Annotated in this window: 12 protein-coding genes and 1 pseudogene; 3 read left to right on the top strand and 10 right to left on the bottom strand. The window is 74.5% G+C overall.

All coding sequences use genetic code 11. The features are described 5' to 3' along the window. Positions 1-81: 81 nt before the first annotated feature. The 6 genes from AB0I21_RS32535 to AB0I21_RS32510 all read right to left on the bottom strand — a co-directional run bounded on the left by AB0I21_RS32535 (position 82) and on the right by AB0I21_RS32510 (position 8,099). Positions 82-975: a Gfo/Idh/MocA family oxidoreductase gene (locus AB0I21_RS32535; RefSeq protein ID WP_360566905.1), complete on the bottom strand. Its 894-nt coding sequence runs from the start codon at positions 973-975 to the stop codon at positions 82-84. Positions 976-1,043: 68 nt separating this feature from the next. Continuing rightward, a complete protein-coding gene (locus tag AB0I21_RS32530) occupies positions 1,044-2,030 on the bottom strand; it encodes a 1-acyl-sn-glycerol-3-phosphate acyltransferase (protein WP_360566933.1) in 987 nt (328 codons plus the stop codon). Beyond that, on the bottom strand, positions 2,030-2,854 hold the full coding sequence (locus tag AB0I21_RS32525; RefSeq protein ID WP_360566903.1) for a patatin-like phospholipase family protein: 825 nt from the start codon (positions 2,852-2,854) through the stop codon (positions 2,030-2,032). Before AB0I21_RS32525 ends, AB0I21_RS32530 begins: the two co-directional genes overlap by 1 nt. A gap of 39 nt (positions 2,855-2,893) precedes the next feature. Further along, positions 2,894-4,570, bottom strand: coding sequence for a serine/threonine-protein kinase (locus AB0I21_RS32520; protein ID WP_360566901.1), 1,677 nt, complete (start codon positions 4,568-4,570; stop codon positions 2,894-2,896). 128 nt (positions 4,571-4,698) lie between these two features. Then, the gene (locus AB0I21_RS32515; RefSeq protein ID WP_360566900.1) at positions 4,699-5,970 is read right to left on the bottom strand and encodes a glycosyltransferase family 4 protein; all 1,272 of its coding nucleotides are present in this window, start codon (positions 5,968-5,970) and stop codon (positions 4,699-4,701) included. A gap of 206 nt (positions 5,971-6,176) precedes the next feature. Continuing rightward, positions 6,177-8,099: an amylo-alpha-1,6-glucosidase gene (locus AB0I21_RS32510; protein ID WP_360566898.1), complete on the bottom strand. Its 1,923-nt coding sequence runs from the start codon at positions 8,097-8,099 to the stop codon at positions 6,177-6,179. Positions 8,100-8,246: 147 nt separating this feature from the next. Between AB0I21_RS32510 and AB0I21_RS32505 the strand changes: the two genes are divergently transcribed. Then, the gene (locus tag AB0I21_RS32505) at positions 8,247-10,904 is read left to right on the top strand and encodes a glucosidase (RefSeq protein ID WP_360566896.1); all 2,658 of its coding nucleotides are present in this window, start codon (positions 8,247-8,249) and stop codon (positions 10,902-10,904) included. A 7-nt stretch (positions 10,905-10,911) separates the two neighbouring features. On the opposite strand, the gene AB0I21_RS32500 is transcribed toward AB0I21_RS32505, so the two are convergent. The 3 genes from AB0I21_RS32500 to AB0I21_RS32490 all read right to left on the bottom strand — a co-directional run bounded on the left by AB0I21_RS32500 (position 10,912) and on the right by AB0I21_RS32490 (position 14,700). Further along, a complete protein-coding gene (locus AB0I21_RS32500; RefSeq protein ID WP_360566894.1) occupies positions 10,912-11,376 on the bottom strand; it encodes a DUF4878 domain-containing protein in 465 nt (154 codons plus the stop codon). A 49-nt stretch (positions 11,377-11,425) separates the two neighbouring features. Beyond that, positions 11,426-14,089 carry an EAL domain-containing protein gene (locus AB0I21_RS32495; RefSeq protein WP_360566892.1) on the bottom strand — a complete coding sequence of 888 codons (2,664 nt, stop codon included), beginning with the start codon at positions 14,087-14,089 and terminating at the stop codon, positions 11,426-11,428. A 95-nt stretch (positions 14,090-14,184) separates the two neighbouring features. Then, positions 14,185-14,700 (bottom strand): TetR family transcriptional regulator, encoded by a 516-nt coding sequence (locus tag AB0I21_RS32490; protein WP_344512919.1) that lies wholly within the window; start codon positions 14,698-14,700, stop codon positions 14,185-14,187. Between the two features lie 101 nt (positions 14,701-14,801). Here AB0I21_RS32490 and AB0I21_RS32485 point away from each other — a divergent pair, with 101 nt between their 5' ends. Continuing rightward, a complete protein-coding gene (locus AB0I21_RS32485; RefSeq protein ID WP_360566891.1) occupies positions 14,802-15,923 on the top strand; it encodes an FAD-dependent oxidoreductase in 1,122 nt (373 codons plus the stop codon). 73 nt (positions 15,924-15,996) lie between these two features. On the opposite strand, the pseudogene AB0I21_RS32480 reads toward AB0I21_RS32485, so the two are convergent. Beyond that, a pseudogene (locus AB0I21_RS32480) lies at positions 15,997-16,719 on the bottom strand (protein phosphatase 2C domain-containing protein); the annotation flags it as partial. A gap of 63 nt (positions 16,720-16,782) precedes the next feature. On the opposite strand from AB0I21_RS32480, the gene AB0I21_RS32475 reads away from it, so the two are divergent. After that, the coding region (locus AB0I21_RS32475) for an AAA family ATPase (protein ID WP_360566889.1) at positions 16,783-18,813 on the top strand (2,031 nt) is incomplete at its 3' end.

The raw sequence follows: 18,813 nt of genomic DNA, 5'->3' as shown, positions 1-18,813 counted from the left end.
GGAGGGGCTGAGACCCGCCCGGATGAGCTGAAACCGGATGCGCTGAAACCGGCGCAGAAGCGGCTGAAACCGGGTGGAACGTCAGACGGTGACGATCGTCTGGGTGCGGCGGGCCTGGTCCGCCGCGCTCAGAATCCCGGTGATGAGCGCCGCGTAACGGACGTCGCACGGGTGCGGCGTCCGCGCGGCCGCGGCGATCAGAGCCGTGACCGCGTGCCCGAAGGCGTCGACGGGGGTGTCGGCGCCCCACGCGGGCAGCGTCAGGGCGCCGTGCTCGCCGAAGTACGAGAACCCGAACGACGTGGCGTCGGGAGCCGCGTCCAGGGTCAGCGACAGGGTGCTCGCGGCGCCGCTGTCGTGCCGGAGCAGGAGGTGGACGGTGTCGTGGGGCCCGTCGGCGGCGCTGAGGTCGACGACGGGGCCGAGCAGCGGCAGGATCACCGAGAGGGCGTGCGGGCCGAGGTCCCAGAGCCCGCCGTGCTCCTTGCGCCAGGTCGAGCCCGCATACGGGTTGCCGGGCTGGAAGATCGAGGCGTACATGGTGGCGTGCGCGGCGTACCAGCCGCCGAGCGCGGCGTTGTCGCGCAGGAACGTGTCGACCGCGGGGATGAAGCGGTTGGTGAAGAACACGACGGACGCGACCCCGGTCGCGTCGGCGGCCTCGACGACGGCGGCGGCGGACTCGACGGTCAGCGCGAGCGGCTTGTCGAGCAGGAGGTGCTTGCCGGCGCGGGCGGCCCGGGCGGCGAGGCTCGCCTGGATCTCGGGCGGGAGCGCGACCGCGACCGCGTCGACGTCGTCCAGGAGGGCGTCGACGTCGTCATACGCCTTGGCCCCGAACGGCTCGGCGAGCGCGGCGGCCTTCGACGGGGAGCGGCCCCAGACGCCGGCGAGCGTGGCGTCAGGATGCGCCGCCAGGGCCACCGCCTGTGTCTTCGCAGCCCAGTGTCCCGTGCCCAGCAAGCCGAATCGCATCGGGCCATTCTCCACGAGCGCCGCCCCGTGACCGCACGAGCCCCCGGGAAGGCACCGGGGAAGGCTGGTCAGTTGTGCCGGTCGATCCAGGTGTCGATGCGGGCCCACCACTCGTACAGCCAGGCGACCCGCTGCTCGTCACCGGCCGGCACCTCGGCGGCGTCGACGGACCACCAGCGCATGGTGATGGTCAGGTCCAGGGGCAGGTGCCGCCACACGTCGCCGACGGTGAGCAGCCTGTCGAGGCCGGTGTGCGCGACCCAGATGACCCCCGCCTCAGGTGCGGCGTCGAGGGCGGCGAGGGTCCCGCCGGGCCGGGGTGCGAGGACGTGCCGGAGGCGGGCGGCACGCTCGGCCATCGCGTGCAGGCCGAGGTCGCGCAGGCGCTGGATGGCGCGTTCGCGGCGGGTCGGGGTGAAGTTGCCGCCCTCGGGGAAGAGGACGAGGGCGTCGTTGTCGTCGAGGCCGGTGGCGAGCCGGGCGACGTGCGACGGGTCGCCGCCGCCGTCGGTGAGGAACAGGTTGGGCAGCCGGTTGAGCATGACGTCGATGACGGGATCCCACTGCAGGGTGTGCTTGAGGACGATGCGCGGCTCCCGGTCGAACCAGTTCACCAGCGCGTGGATGAGCAGGAACGAGTCGCCCGGGCCGGCGTGCCGGCAGAAGACGAGCTCCGGCCGGCCCGGTGCCGCCACGTCCGGGTCGGTGCCGACCACCGCGACCTTGACGCCGAGCGCCCAGCGCGCCTGGTCGTACAACACGTGCAGGAACCGCCCGGTGAGGACGTAATGCATCCGTTGGAACCGCGGGCCGCGCAGCTTCCAGCCGAACCCGCTGCCGACCCAGAGCCCGAACAGGACGACCAGCGCGACGGCCTCCAGCAGCAGGTAGACGGCGAGCATCCAGGTGACCCGCAGCGCGCGCAGCCGTCCGGACCCGAACGGTGCGGCCAGCGCCGCGACCAGCAGCCACACCGGCATCGTGGCCAGGACCGCGACGATGGCCGTGAGGAACACCGGGGCCAGGACGACGCGGCGCAGCCAGCGGGGCGGCATCATGACGACAGGTACGCGCGCGTCGCCTCGTACGCGCGGTCGATCCGGGCCCGGGCCAGGGTCATGTTGCGGTAGGACAGCGGTGAGTCGTCGCGTGCGGAGCCGCCGCCGGTGGGCAGGACGTGGACGGTGACGCCGGGCGGCGCCTCGGCCACCTCGCGGGCGAAGCGGTGCCGGCGGGCGACCTCGAACGCGACCTGCGCGACCTCCCACGGCCGGCGCGGCGGGCGCAGCGGCCGTTCGATCCGGCCGACCTGCATGACGAACACGGTGCGGGCCCCCAGGGTGACGGCGCGGCCGACCGGCACGGAGTTGACGATCCCGCCGTCGATGAAGTGCTCGTCCCCGAGGTGGACGGGCGGCAGCAGCCCGGGCACGGCGGAGCTCGCCAGGACCGCCTCGACGAGGGGCCCCTTGTCGAACCAGTGCTCGGCGGCGCGTTCGATGCTGGCGGCGCAGCACTGGAAGGGCACCGGCAGGTCGTCGAAGGTGGTGTCGGCGCCGAGCTCGCGGGTCAGCAGCCGGCGCAGCGGCGCCGGCGAGTGCAGGTGGGTCCGGCGGGCGAAGCGGCCCAGCTGGCGGGGCAGCGAGTCGCCGTAGACGGTGCGGGCCTCCGGCGACACCCACAGCTCGGTGAGGCGGTCGGCGACGCGCTCGTCCGGGGCGGCGGCGACGGCGGCGCCGTTGAACGCGCCGATGGAGGTGCCGACGACGAGGTCGGGGCGGATCCCGGCGTGCAGCAGCGCCCGGGCCATGCCGACCTCGACCGCGCCGAGCACGCCGCCGCCGCCGAAGACGAACCCGACAGGACCAGGGAACCGCACGCCTCCGAACGTAACCCGAAGGCGCCGGCGCCGCAGAGGTCAGGCGCGGCCGGGCACGTACCGGGGCGGCGCCGACGTCGCGGCGCTCGCGGGGCGGCTGCCGGTCGGCTGCCCGGACGGGCGCGGACCGCCGCCGCCGAAGTCGTCCTCGCCCGGCGGCGGGGGCGGTGGCCGGTCGCCGTCGAACCCGCCGGGCGGCCCGCCGTCCGGGGGGCCCTGCGGCGGGGCGGTGGCGGCCGGCCGGCTGCCGTCCTCCGGCGCGGGGACGAGGTCCCTGATCGGCGGCAGGCTCGCGCCGCGCCGCAGGTCCGCGTAGCGGGGGTCGCAGGCGACGTCGTTGACGGTGAAGTTGGTCGGCATCGGCATGACCCCGCCGGCGCCGCTCATGCCGATGGTGAGCGCCTTGCCGGGCGGGATGGCGTAGGCGCCGTTGACCCGCACCCCGCCGCCGACCCGCTCCCAGTTGGCGAGGCCGCCGCTGATCTGCGTGATCTCCTGCCCGCCGGGGAGCAGGAAGGACAGCCGCCACGGGTTGGTGGCCCGGTTGCCTGAGTTGGCGATGGTGATCCGGGCGGCGAAGCCCTTGTCGACGTTCTCGGCCGGCTCGGGCCGGCTGGCGTAGTCGACGCTGCACGCGGGCCGGGGCGCCCACGGCTTCCAGATGGCGAGCACGCCGGCGCCGACGGCGAGGACCACGGCGATCACCGACCCGGCGAGGGCGCGGCGGCTGCGGCGCTGGGCGGCGCGGCGGTTGCGCGGGACCGTCACCTCCCGGCCGAAGGTCGGCTCGGGCGCCTTCCAGTGCCGCGGGGCCGGGGTCACGGGGGCGTGGACCTCCTGCGTGGAGGAGCCGTCCTCCCCGGGTAGGACGACGTGGATGCCGGTGGCGGCGGCGAGGGTGCTGGCGACGTACGCCGCGGGTGGCCGCGTGTCGGGGTCCTTGGCGAGGCACTGCCCGACGAGCTGGGCGATGCCGACCGGCAGGCCGGGGATGTCCGGCAGCGGGTGCGGCGGCTCGTACACGTGGTTGGCGATCATCTGCGTCGGCGTGTCCGCGTGCCACGGCAGCCGGTCGGTGAGGCACCGGTAGACGAGCAGGCCGACGGTGTAGACGTCGGTCGCGGGGATGACGCCGCCGCCGAGGAGTCGCTCCGGCGCGAGATAGGCGGGTGTACCGAAGACGGTGCCGTCCTCGTCGTCGGGGTCGAACGAGCCGGTGAGCCCGGCGACGCCGAAGTCGAGGATCTTCGCGCCGGCGGCGGTGAGCATGATGTTGCTGGGTTTGATGTCACGGTGCACGACGTGGCGCTCGTGCGCGGCGGCGAGCCCCGCGGCGACCTGGGCGCAGATCTGGGTGGCGCGGCGCCACGACATCGGCCCGCCGCGCAGCCGGTTGGACAGCAGCTCGCCCTCGAGGAGCTCCATGACGACGTACGGGCGGCGGCCGTGCCGGCCCGCGGCGGGGTCACCGGCCTCGCCGTAGTCGTGCACGGCGGTGATGTTGGGGTGCTGGAGGCGGGCGACGACCTGCGCCTCGGCCCGGATGCGCTCCCGGTTGCCGGGTTTGTTGGCGAGCTCCTCGGCGAGCAGCTTGATCGCCACGTCGCGGTCGAGCACGAGGTCCTGGGCCCGCCAGACGACCGCCATGCCCCCGGTCCCGACCGGCGCGATCAGCCGGTACCTGTTACCGAGGACCTCGTCAGCCGTCCCGCTCACCCAACCGCCGTCCTGATCGATTCCGGTCGCTGTACCCCAGGAACCCTAATCGCCATCCGGCTGCGGCGCGAGACCCCATATGCGAACAGCCCCGGCAAACTTCTCGCCGGGGCCGTTCGAGTCGCGACTCAGATCGTCAGAAGGTTGCCGTCCGGCACGACGATCTGCGGCCGTCCGTGTTCGAGCACCGCGGCGGCCTGCCTCGCGGCGAAGCCGGGCGCCTCGGTGATGGCGGTGCGGTACACGTCGGCGGTGTTGGCCGCGATCGTTGACCAGCCGTACTTCTGGCCGACCATCGTGCGGGCCTTCTGGGCGACCCGGCGGGCGAAGGGCTCGTCGTCCAGCAGGGTGCCGACGGACGCGGCGAGCGCGTCCGGGGTCTTCGCCGGGAAGGTCACGCCGGTCTCGCCGGGCTGGACGATCTCGGCGAGGCCGCCGGTCGCCGCGACGGCGAGGGGCGCGCCGGCGGAGGCACCCTCGAGCGCCACCATGCCGAACGGCTCGTAGATGCTCGGCACGACGAGCGCGTCGGTGGCGGCCATGAGCGCGGGCAGCTCGCCCTCCCCCATGAAGCCGGCGAAGCTGACAGCGCGTTGCAGCCGCAGCCGCCGCACGTCCTCCTGGAGCTCTGCCCGGTGGGGGCCGTCACCGGCGATGACGACCCGCAGGCCGTTGTGCCGGGCGCGCAGCTCGGGCAGGGCGGCGATGAGGTCCTGCACGCCCTTCTCATACACCAGGCGGCCGGCGTAGCCGAGGAGCGGACCCTCGCCGGCGAAGCGGGCGCGGGCGGCGTTGACGGCGCGGGACGGCGCCTTCCAGACGCTGGAGTCGACCCCGTTGGCGACGACCGAGACGCGGGCGGGCGCCAGGTCCAGCAGCCGGGTCACCTCCCACCGCATGTACTCGGAGCAGACCACCACCCGGCAGGCCTCGTGGCCGAGCCACCACTCGACGGAGTGGATGCACTTGTTCATCTCGTCGGGCAGCCAGCCCTGGTGCCGGCCGGCCTCGGTGGCGTGGATGGTCGCGACCAGCGGCAGGTCGAGGCACTCCTTGAGGGTCACGGCGGTGTGCGTGACCAGCCAGTCGTGGGCGTGGATCAGGTCGTACTCCCCGGTGGCCGCGGCGCGCAGGGCGGCCCGGGTCAGGGTGTGGTTGAAGGCCATCGTCCACGCCAGCAGCGTGGAGGTCGCCAGGGGGAACAGCGGCGGGTCCTCCGCCGCGCGGACGACCCGGACGCCTTCGGCGTACTCCTCCAGGGGAGCGCCGGGCGCGTGCCGGGTCACGACGGTGACCTCGTGGCCCGCAGTCACCAGCGAGGTGGCGAGGGCGTGCACGTGCCTTCCCAGCCCGCCGACGACGACGGGTGGGTACTCCCACGAGAGCATCAGAATTCTCATCGGTGTCGCCGCTTTGCCGATGGTCTGGTCCACGTGGCCGCCCCCACAGTTGAGTTGTCGATCAAAAACGCCCGCCCTGTTACCCACGCGCGCCAACGCTGACACACGCAAATCGGTCTCGCGTGTGACACGGTGGGTGGGCTTGAGACTCATCCTGCCGGGCGAGGGTTACCAGGGAGGCAAATCTCATTTCTAGGGTGTAACGGTCAGCCGACATTCCGTCGGACGCGCAGGCTCTCCGCGACCGACCAGGCCTGGAACGGGCATCCTGTCGCCCGGTGCGGCGCCTGTCCGTCAGCGGTCTCGCTGACCGAGCCGACGCCCCATTCATCCAGGTGTGCCTCGATACCGGCCAGCAGCTCCCGGTCGTCGCCGCCCGGAGCGTGCCGGACCGCGTCGACGTACGGGCCGATCAGCCAGGGCCACACGGTCCCCTGGTGGTAGGCGCGGTCGCGGTCGCCGGGCGACCCGCGGTGCGCGCCGGTGAAGGCCGGGTCGTCCGCCGCCAGGGAGCGTGGCCCGAGCGGCGTGAGCAGGTCGGACAGCCGCGCCGGCACGGGCGTGCCGCGCAGCGGGGCGTGCGGCAGGCTCCAGGCGAGGAGCTGGTTGGGGCGGATCGACGGGTCGTCGCCGTCCGGGCCGTCGACCACGTCGAACAGCGGCGCCGCGTCCCGCCCGCCGGCGGGGTGCGGGATCCTGAAGCGTGCCCCGAAGCTGACCGTGGCCTGCTCGCGGAGCCGGCGCAGCCCGGTGGCGTCGCCGCCGAGCCGTTCCTTGAGCCCGGCGACGGCGGCGAGCCCGTTGATCCACAGCGCGTTCACCTCGACGGGCTTGCCGGCCCGCGGCGTGACGGGGACGCCGTCGACGCGGGCGTCCATCCAGGTGAGCGCGACGCCGGGGGCGCCCTGCGTGACGAGGCCGTCGGCGGCGTCGACCCGGATGCCGTAGCGGGTGCCGGCGACGTGCGCGGCGACCACCTGCTCCAGGCCGGGCAGGATCTCCCGGGCCAGGTCCTCGTCGCCGGTGGCGGTGACGTGCCGCTCGACGGCGTGCAGGAACCACAGGGTGCCGTCGACGGTGTTGTACTCCGTCTGCCCGGTGTCGGCGGTGTTGGCGAGCATGCCCTCGGACAGGGTGGCGGCGTAGGCGCGCAGCAGCTCGCGGCCCTCGTCGCACCAGCCGGTCGCCAGGAACAGCCCCTCGTAGCTGGTCATCGTGTCGCGGCCCCAGGTGCCGAACCACGGGTACCCGGCGACGACGTCCGGCGCGCCCTGCGCACCGGCGACGACGAACGCGTCGGCCGCCAGTACCAGAGCGGCATCCACCGCGTCGGAAGCGTCGTGCACCAGGGCACGGCCGCGCTCCTGCGCACGGCCGATGATCCGCTGTGCGCCGCGGGGCTGGCCGTCGCCGGCCCACGCCTCGACCTCGAGGGCCTCGCCGGTGCGCAACTCGGCGCGGAACTGGCCGGCGAACCAGAGGTCCTCGGTCGCGTTGAGCCCGCGGGCGGCCTCCTCGCGGGCATAGGCACCCCGGTACCATTGGCCGCCCGGCTCCCAGGAAGGGCCGTGCAGCCGGAACGCGCGCTCGACGACGGCACCGTCGCCGGATGACGCGACGACCGGCGGCGGACCGGAAGCACCCCGCTCGCCGTGGGCGTCGCGCCACGTGACGAGCGCCTTGAGTGTCAGTGTGACCGGGCCGGGCGCGCTCAGCAGCCGGTGCACGACGCCGACGTGCGGACTGCCGTGGACCATGGCGAGACCGCGCTCCAGGACGACCGGCCCGATCCGCCAGCGCCACCGCGGGAGGCCGTCGACGAGCTCGAAACGCTCCAGGAGGGTGTGGCCCTCGGGGCTGACGACACCGCCGTCCCACTCGTGCGTGGCGAGAGACACAGTGGCGCCGGACGGCAGCGTCAGGACAGGGTCGAGCGCGGCGAGGCCGAGGTGCCGCCGGGCCGGCTGCCCGGGCTCGGCGACCACCAGAAGGCCGTGGTACCTGCGGGTTCGTAACCCGGAGACGGTGCCCATCGCATAGCCGCCGGTACCGTCAGGGACCAGCCACTCACGCTCCGCCCCTACCGACAAATCACCGCATACCTGCGCACCGAACACCACCATGGGCACAATCTTGGTGGCAAGGAGTGGCAGGACGCGAGTGACTCGCGACAGGATTATTGATCAAGGCAAGATTGGTGGACTGACAAAAGCCACAAACGCAACACGAGGACCGCGCTCAACTTGAGCGAAACATCTGCGACGGAGAATGACTTCGTGATCGAGGACGATGGGAACGCCGAACGCCGACGCCTCGCCGAGGCCGACAGCGGGGAGCGCCCATGGCGGGGCTGGGGGCCCTACCTGTCCGAGCGCGCCTGGGGCACGGTCCGGGAGGACTACAGCCCGCACGGCACGGCCTGGGACTACTTCCCGCACGACCAGGCCCGCTCCCGCGCGTACCGGTGGAACGAGGACGGGATGGCGGGCATCTGCGACGACCGCCAGACGTTCTGCTTCGCCCTCGGCCTGTGGAACGGCAAGGACCCGATCCTCAAGGAGCGGATGTTCGGTCTCGGCGGTGACCTCGGCAACCACGGCGAGGACGTCAAGGACTACTGGTGGTATCTGGACTCCACGCCCACGCACTCGTGGATGAAGTGGCGCTACCACTACCCGCAGCAGACGTTCCCCTACGACGACCTGGTCGCCGAGAACTGCCGCCGCGGGCGGGACGAGCCCGAGTACGAGCTGGTCGACACCGGCATCTTCGACGAGGACCGCTACTGGGCCGTCGAGGTCGACTACGCCAAGGCCGGCCCGACCGACATGTGCATCCGGATCACGGTCAAGAACATGGGGCCCGAACCGGCGACCCTGCACCTGCTGCCGACCCTGTGGTTCCGCAACACGTGGGCGTGGGGGCTGCCCGGCCGCGACTACGAGCCGGAGATCCGCGTCAAGGACAACGGCCTGCTGGCCGAGCACCGGCTGCTGGGCCGCCTCGCGCTCACCGGCGACGGCGCGCCCCGGCCGCTGTTCTGCAACAACGAGACCAACGGCGACCGCATCTGGGGCAAACCGGGCCGCGAATACCCGAAGGACGGCATCAACGACCACATCCTGCACGGCAAGGACACGGTCAACCCCGACCTCGTCGGCACCAAGGCGGCGCTGCATTACCTGATCTCCGTGCCCGCGGGCGGCACGCACGAGATCCGGCTGCGGCTCAACCTCAACGCGCCCGGCGCGAAGGACCTCGCCCCCGCCGACCTGCGCGCCGACTTCGACATGACCATGTCCCGGCGGCTGGCCGAGGCCGACGCCTACTTCGCCGACCTCGTGCCGCCGACCGCCACCCCGGAGGAGGCGATGATCGTCCGGCAGGGCGTCGCCGGCCTGATGTGGGGCAAGCAGTTCTTCCACTTCGACGTCGCGCGCTGGCTGGAGGGCGACCCCGTCTCCGAGCCGCCGCCGGACAGCCGCCGCCACGGCCGCAACAGCCACTGGTGGCACATGAACAGCTGCGACGTGCTGTCGATGCCGGACCCGTGGGAGTACCCGTGGTACGCCGCGTGGGACCTGGCGTTCCACTGCGTGGCGATCGCCCGCGTCGACCCCGGCTTCGCCAAGGACCAGCTGCTGCTGCTCCTGCGGGAGTGGTACATGCATCCCAACGGGCAGATCCCGGCGTACGAGTGGGCGTTCGGCGACGTGAACCCGCCCGTGCACGCGTGGGCGGCGCTGCGCGTCTTCGCGATCGACGGCTCCAAGGACTTCGACTTCCTCGCCCGCGTCCTGCACAAGCTGCTGCTCAACTTCACCTGGTGGGTCAACCGCAAGGACGCCGAGGGCAACAACGTCTTCGAGGGCGGCTTCCTCGGCCTGGACAACGTCGGCCCGTTCGACCGGTCCGCGGCGCTGCCCGTCGGCGGCCGCCTGGAGCAGTCCGACGGCACGGCGTGGATGGCGATGTACGCGCTGAACATGCTCGACATGTCGCTGGCGCTCGCGGTGCACGACCGGGTCTACGAGGACATCGCCGCCAAGTTCCTCGAGCACTTCGCGTACATCGCCGACGCCGCCTACGAGTTCGGCCTCTGGGACGAGGAAGAAGCCTTCTTCTACGACGTGCTGCGCACCGCCGACGGGCAGCGCATCCCGCTGAAGGTCCGCTCCGTCGTCGGCCTGCTCCCGCTCACGGCGACCACCATCATCGGCTCCTCCACGCTGCGCCGCCTGCCCGACGTCGCGGCCCGCCTGCGCTGGTTCCTCACCAACAAGCCCGAGTACGGCGACGTCGTCGGCGCGAAGAAGAGCCGCGGCGGGCAGCAGCTGCGCCTGCTGTCGATGGTCGGGCCCGACCAGCTGATCCGCATCCTGCAGCGGATGCTCGACGAGGAGGAGTTCCTCTCCCCGTACGGGCTGCGGACGCTGTCCCGCGCCCACAAGGACGAGCCGTTCACCGTGCACATCGGCGAGGCGGACTACACCGTCGGCTACGAGCCCGCCGAGTCGACCAGCGGCCTCTTCGGCGGCAACTCCAACTGGCGCGGGCCGATCTGGTTCCCGGTCAACTACATCCTCATCGAGGCGGTCCGCCGCTTCTCCGAGTTCTTCGGCGACGACCTGCAGGTGGAGTACCCGGCGGGCAGCGGCAAGATGGCCACCCTCGCCGCGGTCGCCGACGACCTGTCGCGGCGCCTGGTCAACCTCTTCCGCGACGACGACTCCGGCCGCCGGCCCGTCTTCGGCGACGTCCCGCTGTTCCAGAACGACCCCGCCTGGCACGACCTGCTGCTGTACTACGAGTACTTCCACGGCGACACGGGGGCGGGGCTCGGGGCGGCGCACCAGACGGGGTGGACCGCGCTGGTCCTCGACCTGATCCTGACCCTGCACGCGCCGCCGCGCCCCCGCGCCGCCGACTACTAGCGGCGGCTCAGGACGGCACGCCGCACACCTTCCAGGCGTCGTCCTCCTTGACGAGGGTGAAGACGTACCGCTTCGTCGAGCCCTCGGCGTACACCACGTCCATCGTGATGTCCGCCGAGGTCTTGCCGTTGACGTTCCGGATGAACGTGCCCACGACCTTGTGGCTCTGGATCTTCGGCTGCCTGCTCAGGGCCGCGACGTAGTCGTCCTGGGTGTTGGTGCCGCGCGTCGCGGCGCACGCCAGCCCGTACGCGGCGGCGAAGTCCCCGGCCTCGATGTGGCCGACGTAGGCCTCGGCGGCCGCCCGCGCCGCCGACGTCGAGTCGGCGACCTTGTTGAAGAGGAAGTAGGCGCCGACGCCGCCACCGCCGCAGCACAGCACGGCGAGCACGCCGACGACGATCAGCACGGTCCGCAGGGTGGTGTTCCTGCGCGGCGGCTGGGGCACCGCGTACTCGAACTGCATGGCCATGGATGATCACGGTAGAGCAGCGGCGCCCCGCCATGTATCCCCGCCGCGGTCAGAAGAGTCTGGCTCGGTGGCGCTCCAGGTAGGCCTCGACATGCTCGGCGTGGTCGGGCCGGCTGAGCAGGTAACCCTGGCCCAGCCGGCAGCCCGCGGCGCGGACGACGTCCACGTGGGACTCGGTCTCCAGGCCGCACGCGACGACGTCGATCCCCAGGCGGCGGGCGAGGCCGACGACGACGTCGACGATCGGGGTGGCCGGGGCGCGCTGGCCGGCGGGCTCGCTGAACAGCACCTGGTCGATCTTCAGGACGTCGACGGGGAGGCGGCGCAGGTGGGCGAGGGCGGTCGGGCCGGTGCCGAAGTGGTCGATCGCGGTGCGGACGCCGAGGGCGCGCAGGCCGGCGAGCTGCTCGACGGCGCCGGCGTCGTCGGGCAGGGCGGCCTCGGCGACCTCGATGATCAGGGACTCGGCGGGGACGCAGTGGGTGTCGACGGCGGTGGCGACGGTGGCCAGCCAGCCGGGGGCGGCGAGCTGGCGGGCCGAGGCGTTGACGGACATCCACAGGTCGCGGCCGTCGGCGCGCCAGCGGGACAGCTGCCGGCACGCCTGGTGCAGGGCCCACTCGCCCAGCTCGTCGGCGAGGCCGAGTTCCTCCGCGACGGGCAGGAACTCGTGCGGCGGGACGACGCCGAGCCGGGGGTGCCGCCAGCGCAGCAGCGCCTCGACGCCGGCGGGGAGGCGGGAGCCGAGGTCGACGACGGGCTGGAAGACGAGGTCGAGCTCGCCGCGGCCGACGACGCCGGGCAGCTGCTGCTCCAGGTCGGTGCGGCGGACGAGGGCGGCCTCGAAGGACTCGTCGTAGCACTCGACCCGGCCGCCGTCGCGGCCGCGGGACAGCTGCCGGGCACGGCGGCGGGCGATGTCGGCGCGGCGCAGGACGTCCTCGGCACCGGCCGCGCCGTGCGGGTGGCCCGCGCCGTGCAGGTCGGTGACGCCGACGTCGGCGGTGAGGTGGACGGTGTGGCCGGGCAGGTGGAACGGCTCGGCGAAGGCGGTGGCGACGCGGGTGGCGAGCGCGAACGCGTGCACGAGCGGCGCGCCGGTGAGCACGGCGAAGCCGGCGCCGGCGAGGCGGGCAGGCAGGTCCTCCGGGCCGACGGCGGCGCGCAGCCGGCGGGCGGCCTCGATGAGCACCGCGTCGGCGACGGTCGGGCCGTGCAGGTCGGCGACGCTCTCGAAGCGGTCGAGCTCGGCGACGAGCACGCAGCCCGCCTCGGCCGCCGGGGCGCGGTGGGCCTCGGCGACGGCGGCGAGGAACCGGCGCCGGTTGGCGAGCCTGGTCTGGTCGTCGGTCCAGGTCGCCTCGTCGAGGCTGCGCTGCAGCTGGGCCCGGTCGCCGACGTCGCGGACGTGGACGACGACGCCGGCGACCTCGGGTGCGGCGCGCTGGTCGCTGATGGTCGACTCGGTGTCGCGCCAGCGGCCGAACCCGTCGCGCAGCCGGGCCTGCAGCAGCACGTGCTGGCGGCCGGCGAGGACGGCCCGCAGCGCGTCCCCGGCCGTGCCCGCGTCGGCGGGGTGCAGCAGGTCGGTGAGCGGGCGGCCGAGGACGTCCTGGTCGGAGAGGCCGAACTGGCGGGCCGCGGCCGGTGACTGCCACCGCACGACGAGCTCGGCGTCCAGGACGATGGCGACGTCGGTGGAGCCGGCGACGAGCGCCCGGAAGTGCGCCTCCCGGGTGGCGAGGGTTCGCGCGTACCGCCGGATGTCGCGGGCCGCGAGGCCCTCCCGGCACGCGACGGCGACCGCCGCGGCGACGCCGAGACCGACGGCCACGGGGTCGAACCGGCCGCCGGTGAGCAGGTGCGTCACCGACACCGCGACGGCGAGCAGGGCCGGGCCGAAGAGCAGCGGATAGCCGGCGAGGGTGCCACCGGCGTCGGCGGCGTGCGGGCGGGTCGGCGCGTCGTCGGCGCGGCGGGCGCCGGCGAGGATCAGGAACGGGCCGGCGACGAGCGCGAGCCCGGCGACGGCGAGGCCCGCGGAGACCCAGCCGGCGCCGGGGCCGAACGGCTCGCCGGGGCGGCGCAGCTCGGCGAGCAGGACGGTGAAGAGGCCGAGCCCGACGATCGACAGCGCGGACCCGCCGGCGCAGGCGAGCGCGGCGGGGCGGTGCCGGACGGCGCGCAGCCCGGCGACGACGGCGACGGAGACCGAGACGCAGCAGGTGACCGCGACGGCGAGGGGCAGCGGGCCGGTGAGGACGGAGGTGGCGGCGGCGAGGACCCAGACGCTGTAGCACAGGGTGACGCCGATGCCGGCGCCGTCGAGGAGGCGGCGCAGCCGGGCGCGGACCGTGGGGGCCGTGCCGGGCAGCAGGAGCAGGCCGAGCAGGAACGTGGGCGCGGCGACGAGCGTGGTGACGGCGGCGGCGACGCCGGGCGCGGCGGTGGACGTGGTCAGCGCGACGAACCCGGTGACGGCCACGCCGACGCCGGTGAACAGGGCGCCCATGCCGAGGAACCCGGCGCCGCGGCACGGGCCGAAGTCGCTGCGGCCGTGGTGGATGCGCAGCGCGAGGCGGATCAGCGACACGGCGTGGACGAGCGAGCCCACGATGACACCGGCGGCGACGGCGCCGAAGGACAGCACCGGACCGGCGGAGGCCGCGGCACTGAACGCGGCGACCGCGGTGACCAGGACGAGCCAGAACATGCGCGGGTTGCTGACCACGGTCGTGTCGCTTTCGCGAGAGGGCGAGCACTGGGGGATTCGTGCTCAAACCGGTCAACGATCCGGGCCGCCCGAGGTTATCGGTGGGTTGTGACAATTTCCTGGACGGCGGCGAGCCGGGCCCGGCGCTGCTCGTCGGTGACCGTGCCGCGGGTCAGCTCGTCGAGCAGCAGCCCGTCGATGAGGGCGATCGCGAGCCGGGCGCGGTCCTGCGATCCGAAGAGCTCCACCGCCCGCTGCACGAACCCGCCGGCCAGGTCGGCCGCGGAGGGGCCCAGCTCGGCCCGGGCCTGCGGGTCGAGCATGAGCATGAAGCGGGCCCGGGTGCGGGCCGCGTCGCCGAGCACCCAGCCGCGCAGCACCGCCGGAAGGTCCGCGCCGGACGCGTCGGCGAGGTCCAGGGCCGCGATGCGGGTCAGCGCGGCGGTCAGCAGGGCGGCACGGCTCGGGAAGTGGTAGCCGCAGGTGCCCTGGGGCAGGCCGGCGGCGGTGTCGACGGCCCGGTGGGTCAGCGCCCGGACCCCGCCGGTGCCGAGCACCTCGATCGCGGCGTCGGCCAGGAGCGTCTTGCGATCCGCGTCACGAACGTTCACACGGCGATGCTACAGGTGTAGCGTCTTCGTTGGAGTTACTACACCTGTAGCAATTCCAACGAAGTCGGCAGTCGGAAGACGGAAATCGGAAGGAGACGGCCATGCGCGCGATCGTGGTGGGCGGCGGTATCGGCGGGCTGGCGACCGCCCGCGGGCTCGGACGGCAGGGCTGGGACGTCACGGTGCTCGAGCGGCGGCCGGACCTGTCCCAGGTCGGTGCCGGCATCTCCCTGTGGCCCAACGCGATGCGGGCGCTGCACCACCTGGGCGTCGGCGACGCCGTCGAGCGGGCCGGCGGGCGGATCCACGGCGGCGGGCTGCGCGCCTGGGACGGCCGCCCGCTCAGCCGGGTCCGGCTGCCCGAGCCGCCGGTCGTGCTGCACCGCGCCGACCTGCACGAGATCCTCCTCGACGGCCTGCCGGCGACCGTCCACACGGGACATCACGTCACCGGGGTCGCCGGGGTCGAGGCCCTGGACGCCGACCTGATCGTCGGCGCCGACGGCATCCGCAGCGCGGTCCGCGCCGCGTACGCCCCGCAGGTCCGCATCCGCGACAGCGGCCAGGTCTCGTGGCGGGCCGTCGTCCAGGGCGACGTCGACGGCGGCGGTGAGACCACCGGGCCGAAGGGCTGGCGCTTCGGGTACGCGCCGACCGGTCCGGGCACCGTCTACTGGTACGCCGCCGCGCCCGGCCCGCCGCGCACCGGCGCACCGGCCGAGCAGCTCGCCGAGCTCACCGGCGCCCTGGCCGGCTGGCACGACCCGATCCCCCGCCTGCTCGCCGCGACCGCCCCCGGCCAGCTGTCCCACCACCCGCTGCTCGACCTGCACCCGGTCGCCCCGATGCGCTTCGGCACGCGGGTGGCGCTGGTCGGCGACGCGGCGCACGCCATGACGCCCAACCTCGGTCAGGGCGCCTGCCAGGCCCTGGAGGATGCCGTGACCCTGGCGCTCCTGCTGCCGAAGGGTGCTCCCGTCTCCGTCGCGCTCGAGGTGTACGACCAGCAGCGCCGCCCCCGGGTGGCCGCCGTCGCACGGCGGTCGTGGCAGGTCGGCCGGCTCGCCGGTGCGCGCGGCCGGCTCACCGGCGCGATGGTGCGGACCCTGTTGCGGCTGACCCCGGACCGCGTGACCGTGGCCGCCGCCGAGCGGGTCGCCGCGTGGACCCCGGACGCCGTCCGGATCCCGGCGGCGGTCAGGCCGGCAGCCGCGCGCCGTTGACCTCGTCGCGGCCGAGCCACGTCCGCAGCCGGTGCCGCAGGCCCCTCCGCTCGGGCACGTCGTCGCCCACGATGTCGCCGACGACCGCGGTGATGTTGTCCGGTCCGCCGCCGCGCATCGCGAGGTCGACGAGCCGGTCGGCGCACTCGCCGACGTCGTCGTACTCGCGCAGGACCTCCTCGATCGTCTCCGCCCGCAGCACGCCCGACAGGCCGTCGCTGCACAGCAGGTAGCGGTCGCCGGCCCGCGCCGGGACCACCGAGTAGACCGGGTCGGTCGGCTGGCCCTGCAGGACCCGGCTGACCAGGGACCGCTGCGGGTGGGTCGCGGCCTCGTCGAGCGTGATGCGGCCCTCGTCGACGAGCATCTGCACGTAGGTGTCGTCGCGGGTCACCTGCGAGAACTCCTCGCCGCGCAGCAGGTAGGCGCGGGAGTCGCCGATGTGGACGAGCCCGACCCGGTCGCCGGAGAACAGGATCGCGGTCAGGGTCGTGCCCATGCCCTGCTTCTCCGGGTCCGCCTCGACCTCGTCGCGGATGCGCCGGTTGGCGTCGGAGACGGCGGTGCGCAGGGCGGTCAGCAGGTCACTGCCGGCGAACTCCTCATCCAGCGGGGTCATCGCCTCGATCGCCAGCCGGCTGGCGACGTCGCCGGCGGCCATCCCGCCCATGCCGTCGGCGACGGCGAGGAGCCTGCCACCGGCGAACATCGAGTCCTGGTTGGTGCTGCGGACCATCCCGACCTCGGTCCGGGCGGCCCATTCCAGCGTCAGGGGGCGCGGCTGCGACTCTTCCATGCCCGCCAGCGTCCCCGATCGACACACACAGCGTCTGTACGCACTTGTGCGTATCGTGGCCGCATGCCCGCCACCCCGTTCATCGGACGAGCCTTGGAGCTCGCCGAGATCACGGGTGCTTGGAAGACCCTGCAGCCCCTGAAGCCCCCGACCGGCCTGCCCGCGACGGGACGGCCGGCGTCCCCGGCCCCGTCCGCGCCCCGGGTCGTGCTGGTCACCGGCGAGGCCGGCAGCGGCAAGAGCAGGCTCGTCGCCGAGTCGCTCGACCGCCTCGACCCGCCGCCACCGGTCGTGCTGGCCGGCGCCGCCCGTACCCTCGGCGCGGCACCGCACGACTGGCTGGCGTCCGTCCTCAGTGGTCACCCCCTCGACGGCGGCGTGCCGGCCGAGCTCGCGCAGCGCTCCCCCGCCCCGGGCGGCGGCACCCGGCTGGCGCCCGCCGCGATGCTGCGCGCCGCCGTCGACGTGGTCCGCCGGCTGCTCGACGGGCGCTGCGGCGTCCTCGTCGTCGAGGACCTGCACGACCTCGACCCGGCCAGCCTCACGCTCATCGGCGAGCTCGCCGCGGCCGCCGCGCTGCCCGCGCTGCTGCTGGTGACGAGCCGGCCGCCGCAGGAGGCCGCGTTCGCGCCGGCCGCCGCCCGCACGCTGCGCCGGCTCGGCGGCGCGCCGTCGGTGGTCAGGGTCCACCTGGCGCCGTTCGACGCGCGCGAGACCGCCGAGCTGATCGAGGCGCACCGCGGCGCCGCGCCGCCGCCGGAGACCGTCCGGGCGATGCTGACCCGCACCGGCGGCAACCCCTTCTGGCTGACCGAGCTCCTCACCGCCCGCGGCGACCTGGCCGGCGCCGTCACCGCCCGCGGCGACCAGGCCGGGGCGACGCTGCCCGCGCACGTCGCCGGCCTGCTGGTCGAGCCCCTGGCGGGCGAGCCGGCGCTGGTCGGGCGGGTGGCCCGCGCCGCGGCGCTGCTCGGCGACCCGGTCGAGACCGACGTCCTCGTGCACGTCTGCGAGGGCGAGATCGAGCCGGCCCTGCGCCGCCTGCTGGACCTCGGGATGCTGGTCATCGCCCCTGACCTGGCCCCCGCGGGTCCACTGCGCTTCCGGCACCCGCTGCTGCGGGACGCCCTGGCCGGCAGCGCGTTGCCGAGCGAGCGGGCCCGGGTGCACGGCCTGGCCCGGACCCTCGCCGTCGAGCTGGGCGACGACGCCGCCCTGGCCAGGCACGCCGCGGCGCTGGGCCGTCTCGATGAGGCGTCTGCCGCTGCTGTACGGGGAGCGCACGCCAACCTGGCCGCCGGCCTGCCGGACGCCGCCCTGGACCTGGTCCACCTCGGCCTGCGCGCCCCTGACGCGGGCACCCCGTCGGCGGCCGACCGCCGGGAGCTGCTCCGGGCCGGCGCGCTCGCCGCGTTCGTGGCGGGCCGGTTCACGGTCGCGGAGCGGCACGCCGCGGACTGGCTGCGCCGCGCGTCGGACCCGGCGGAGGTCTCCGACGCGCACCGGCTCCTCGCGGAGATCCGCTGGTGCCTGGCTGACCGGGCCGGCCACGTCGCCTCGCTCGCCGACGCCCGCGCCGCCCTCACCGCCGCCACGACCGACCGCCCCGCCGCCGTCACCGACCGCCCCGCCGCCACATGGGACCGCGCCGCCGCCACCGGCCGCACCACCGCCACAACTGGCCGCGCCGCCACCACATCGGACCTGGCCGCCACCACGTCGGACCTGGCCGCCACCACATCGGACCTGGCCGCCGCCGCTCCGGGCCGAGCCGACGACGACGAGCGCGCGGCCGAGCGGGTCGGCGCCGGGCTGGTCGCGGCCGAGGGAGTCGCGGCCGAGGGAGTCGCTGCTGGGCGGCACGACAGCGGCCGGGCGGCGGCTGGGGGAAGCGCACCGGAGCGGGTCGGGGCGGATCCGGGTGACGCCGGGCGGGCCGCGAGCAGTGGAGGCGGCGACGGCCCGGGCGCGGGTGAGAGAAGCGCACCGGGGCCGGTCGGGGCCGACGGAGGTGACGCCGAGCGAGCCGGGGTCAGTGGAGACGGCGACGGCCGGGGGGTGGCTGAAGGTACAGGAGCGGCTGGCACGGCAGGA

Source organism: Dactylosporangium sp. NPDC050588, from assembly GCF_040654975.1.
GTDB lineage: Bacteria > Actinomycetota > Actinomycetes > Mycobacteriales > Micromonosporaceae > Dactylosporangium > Dactylosporangium maewongense.
The sequence above is the reverse complement of the archived record's forward strand: the minus strand, read 5'-3'. Positions and strand labels throughout refer to the sequence as shown.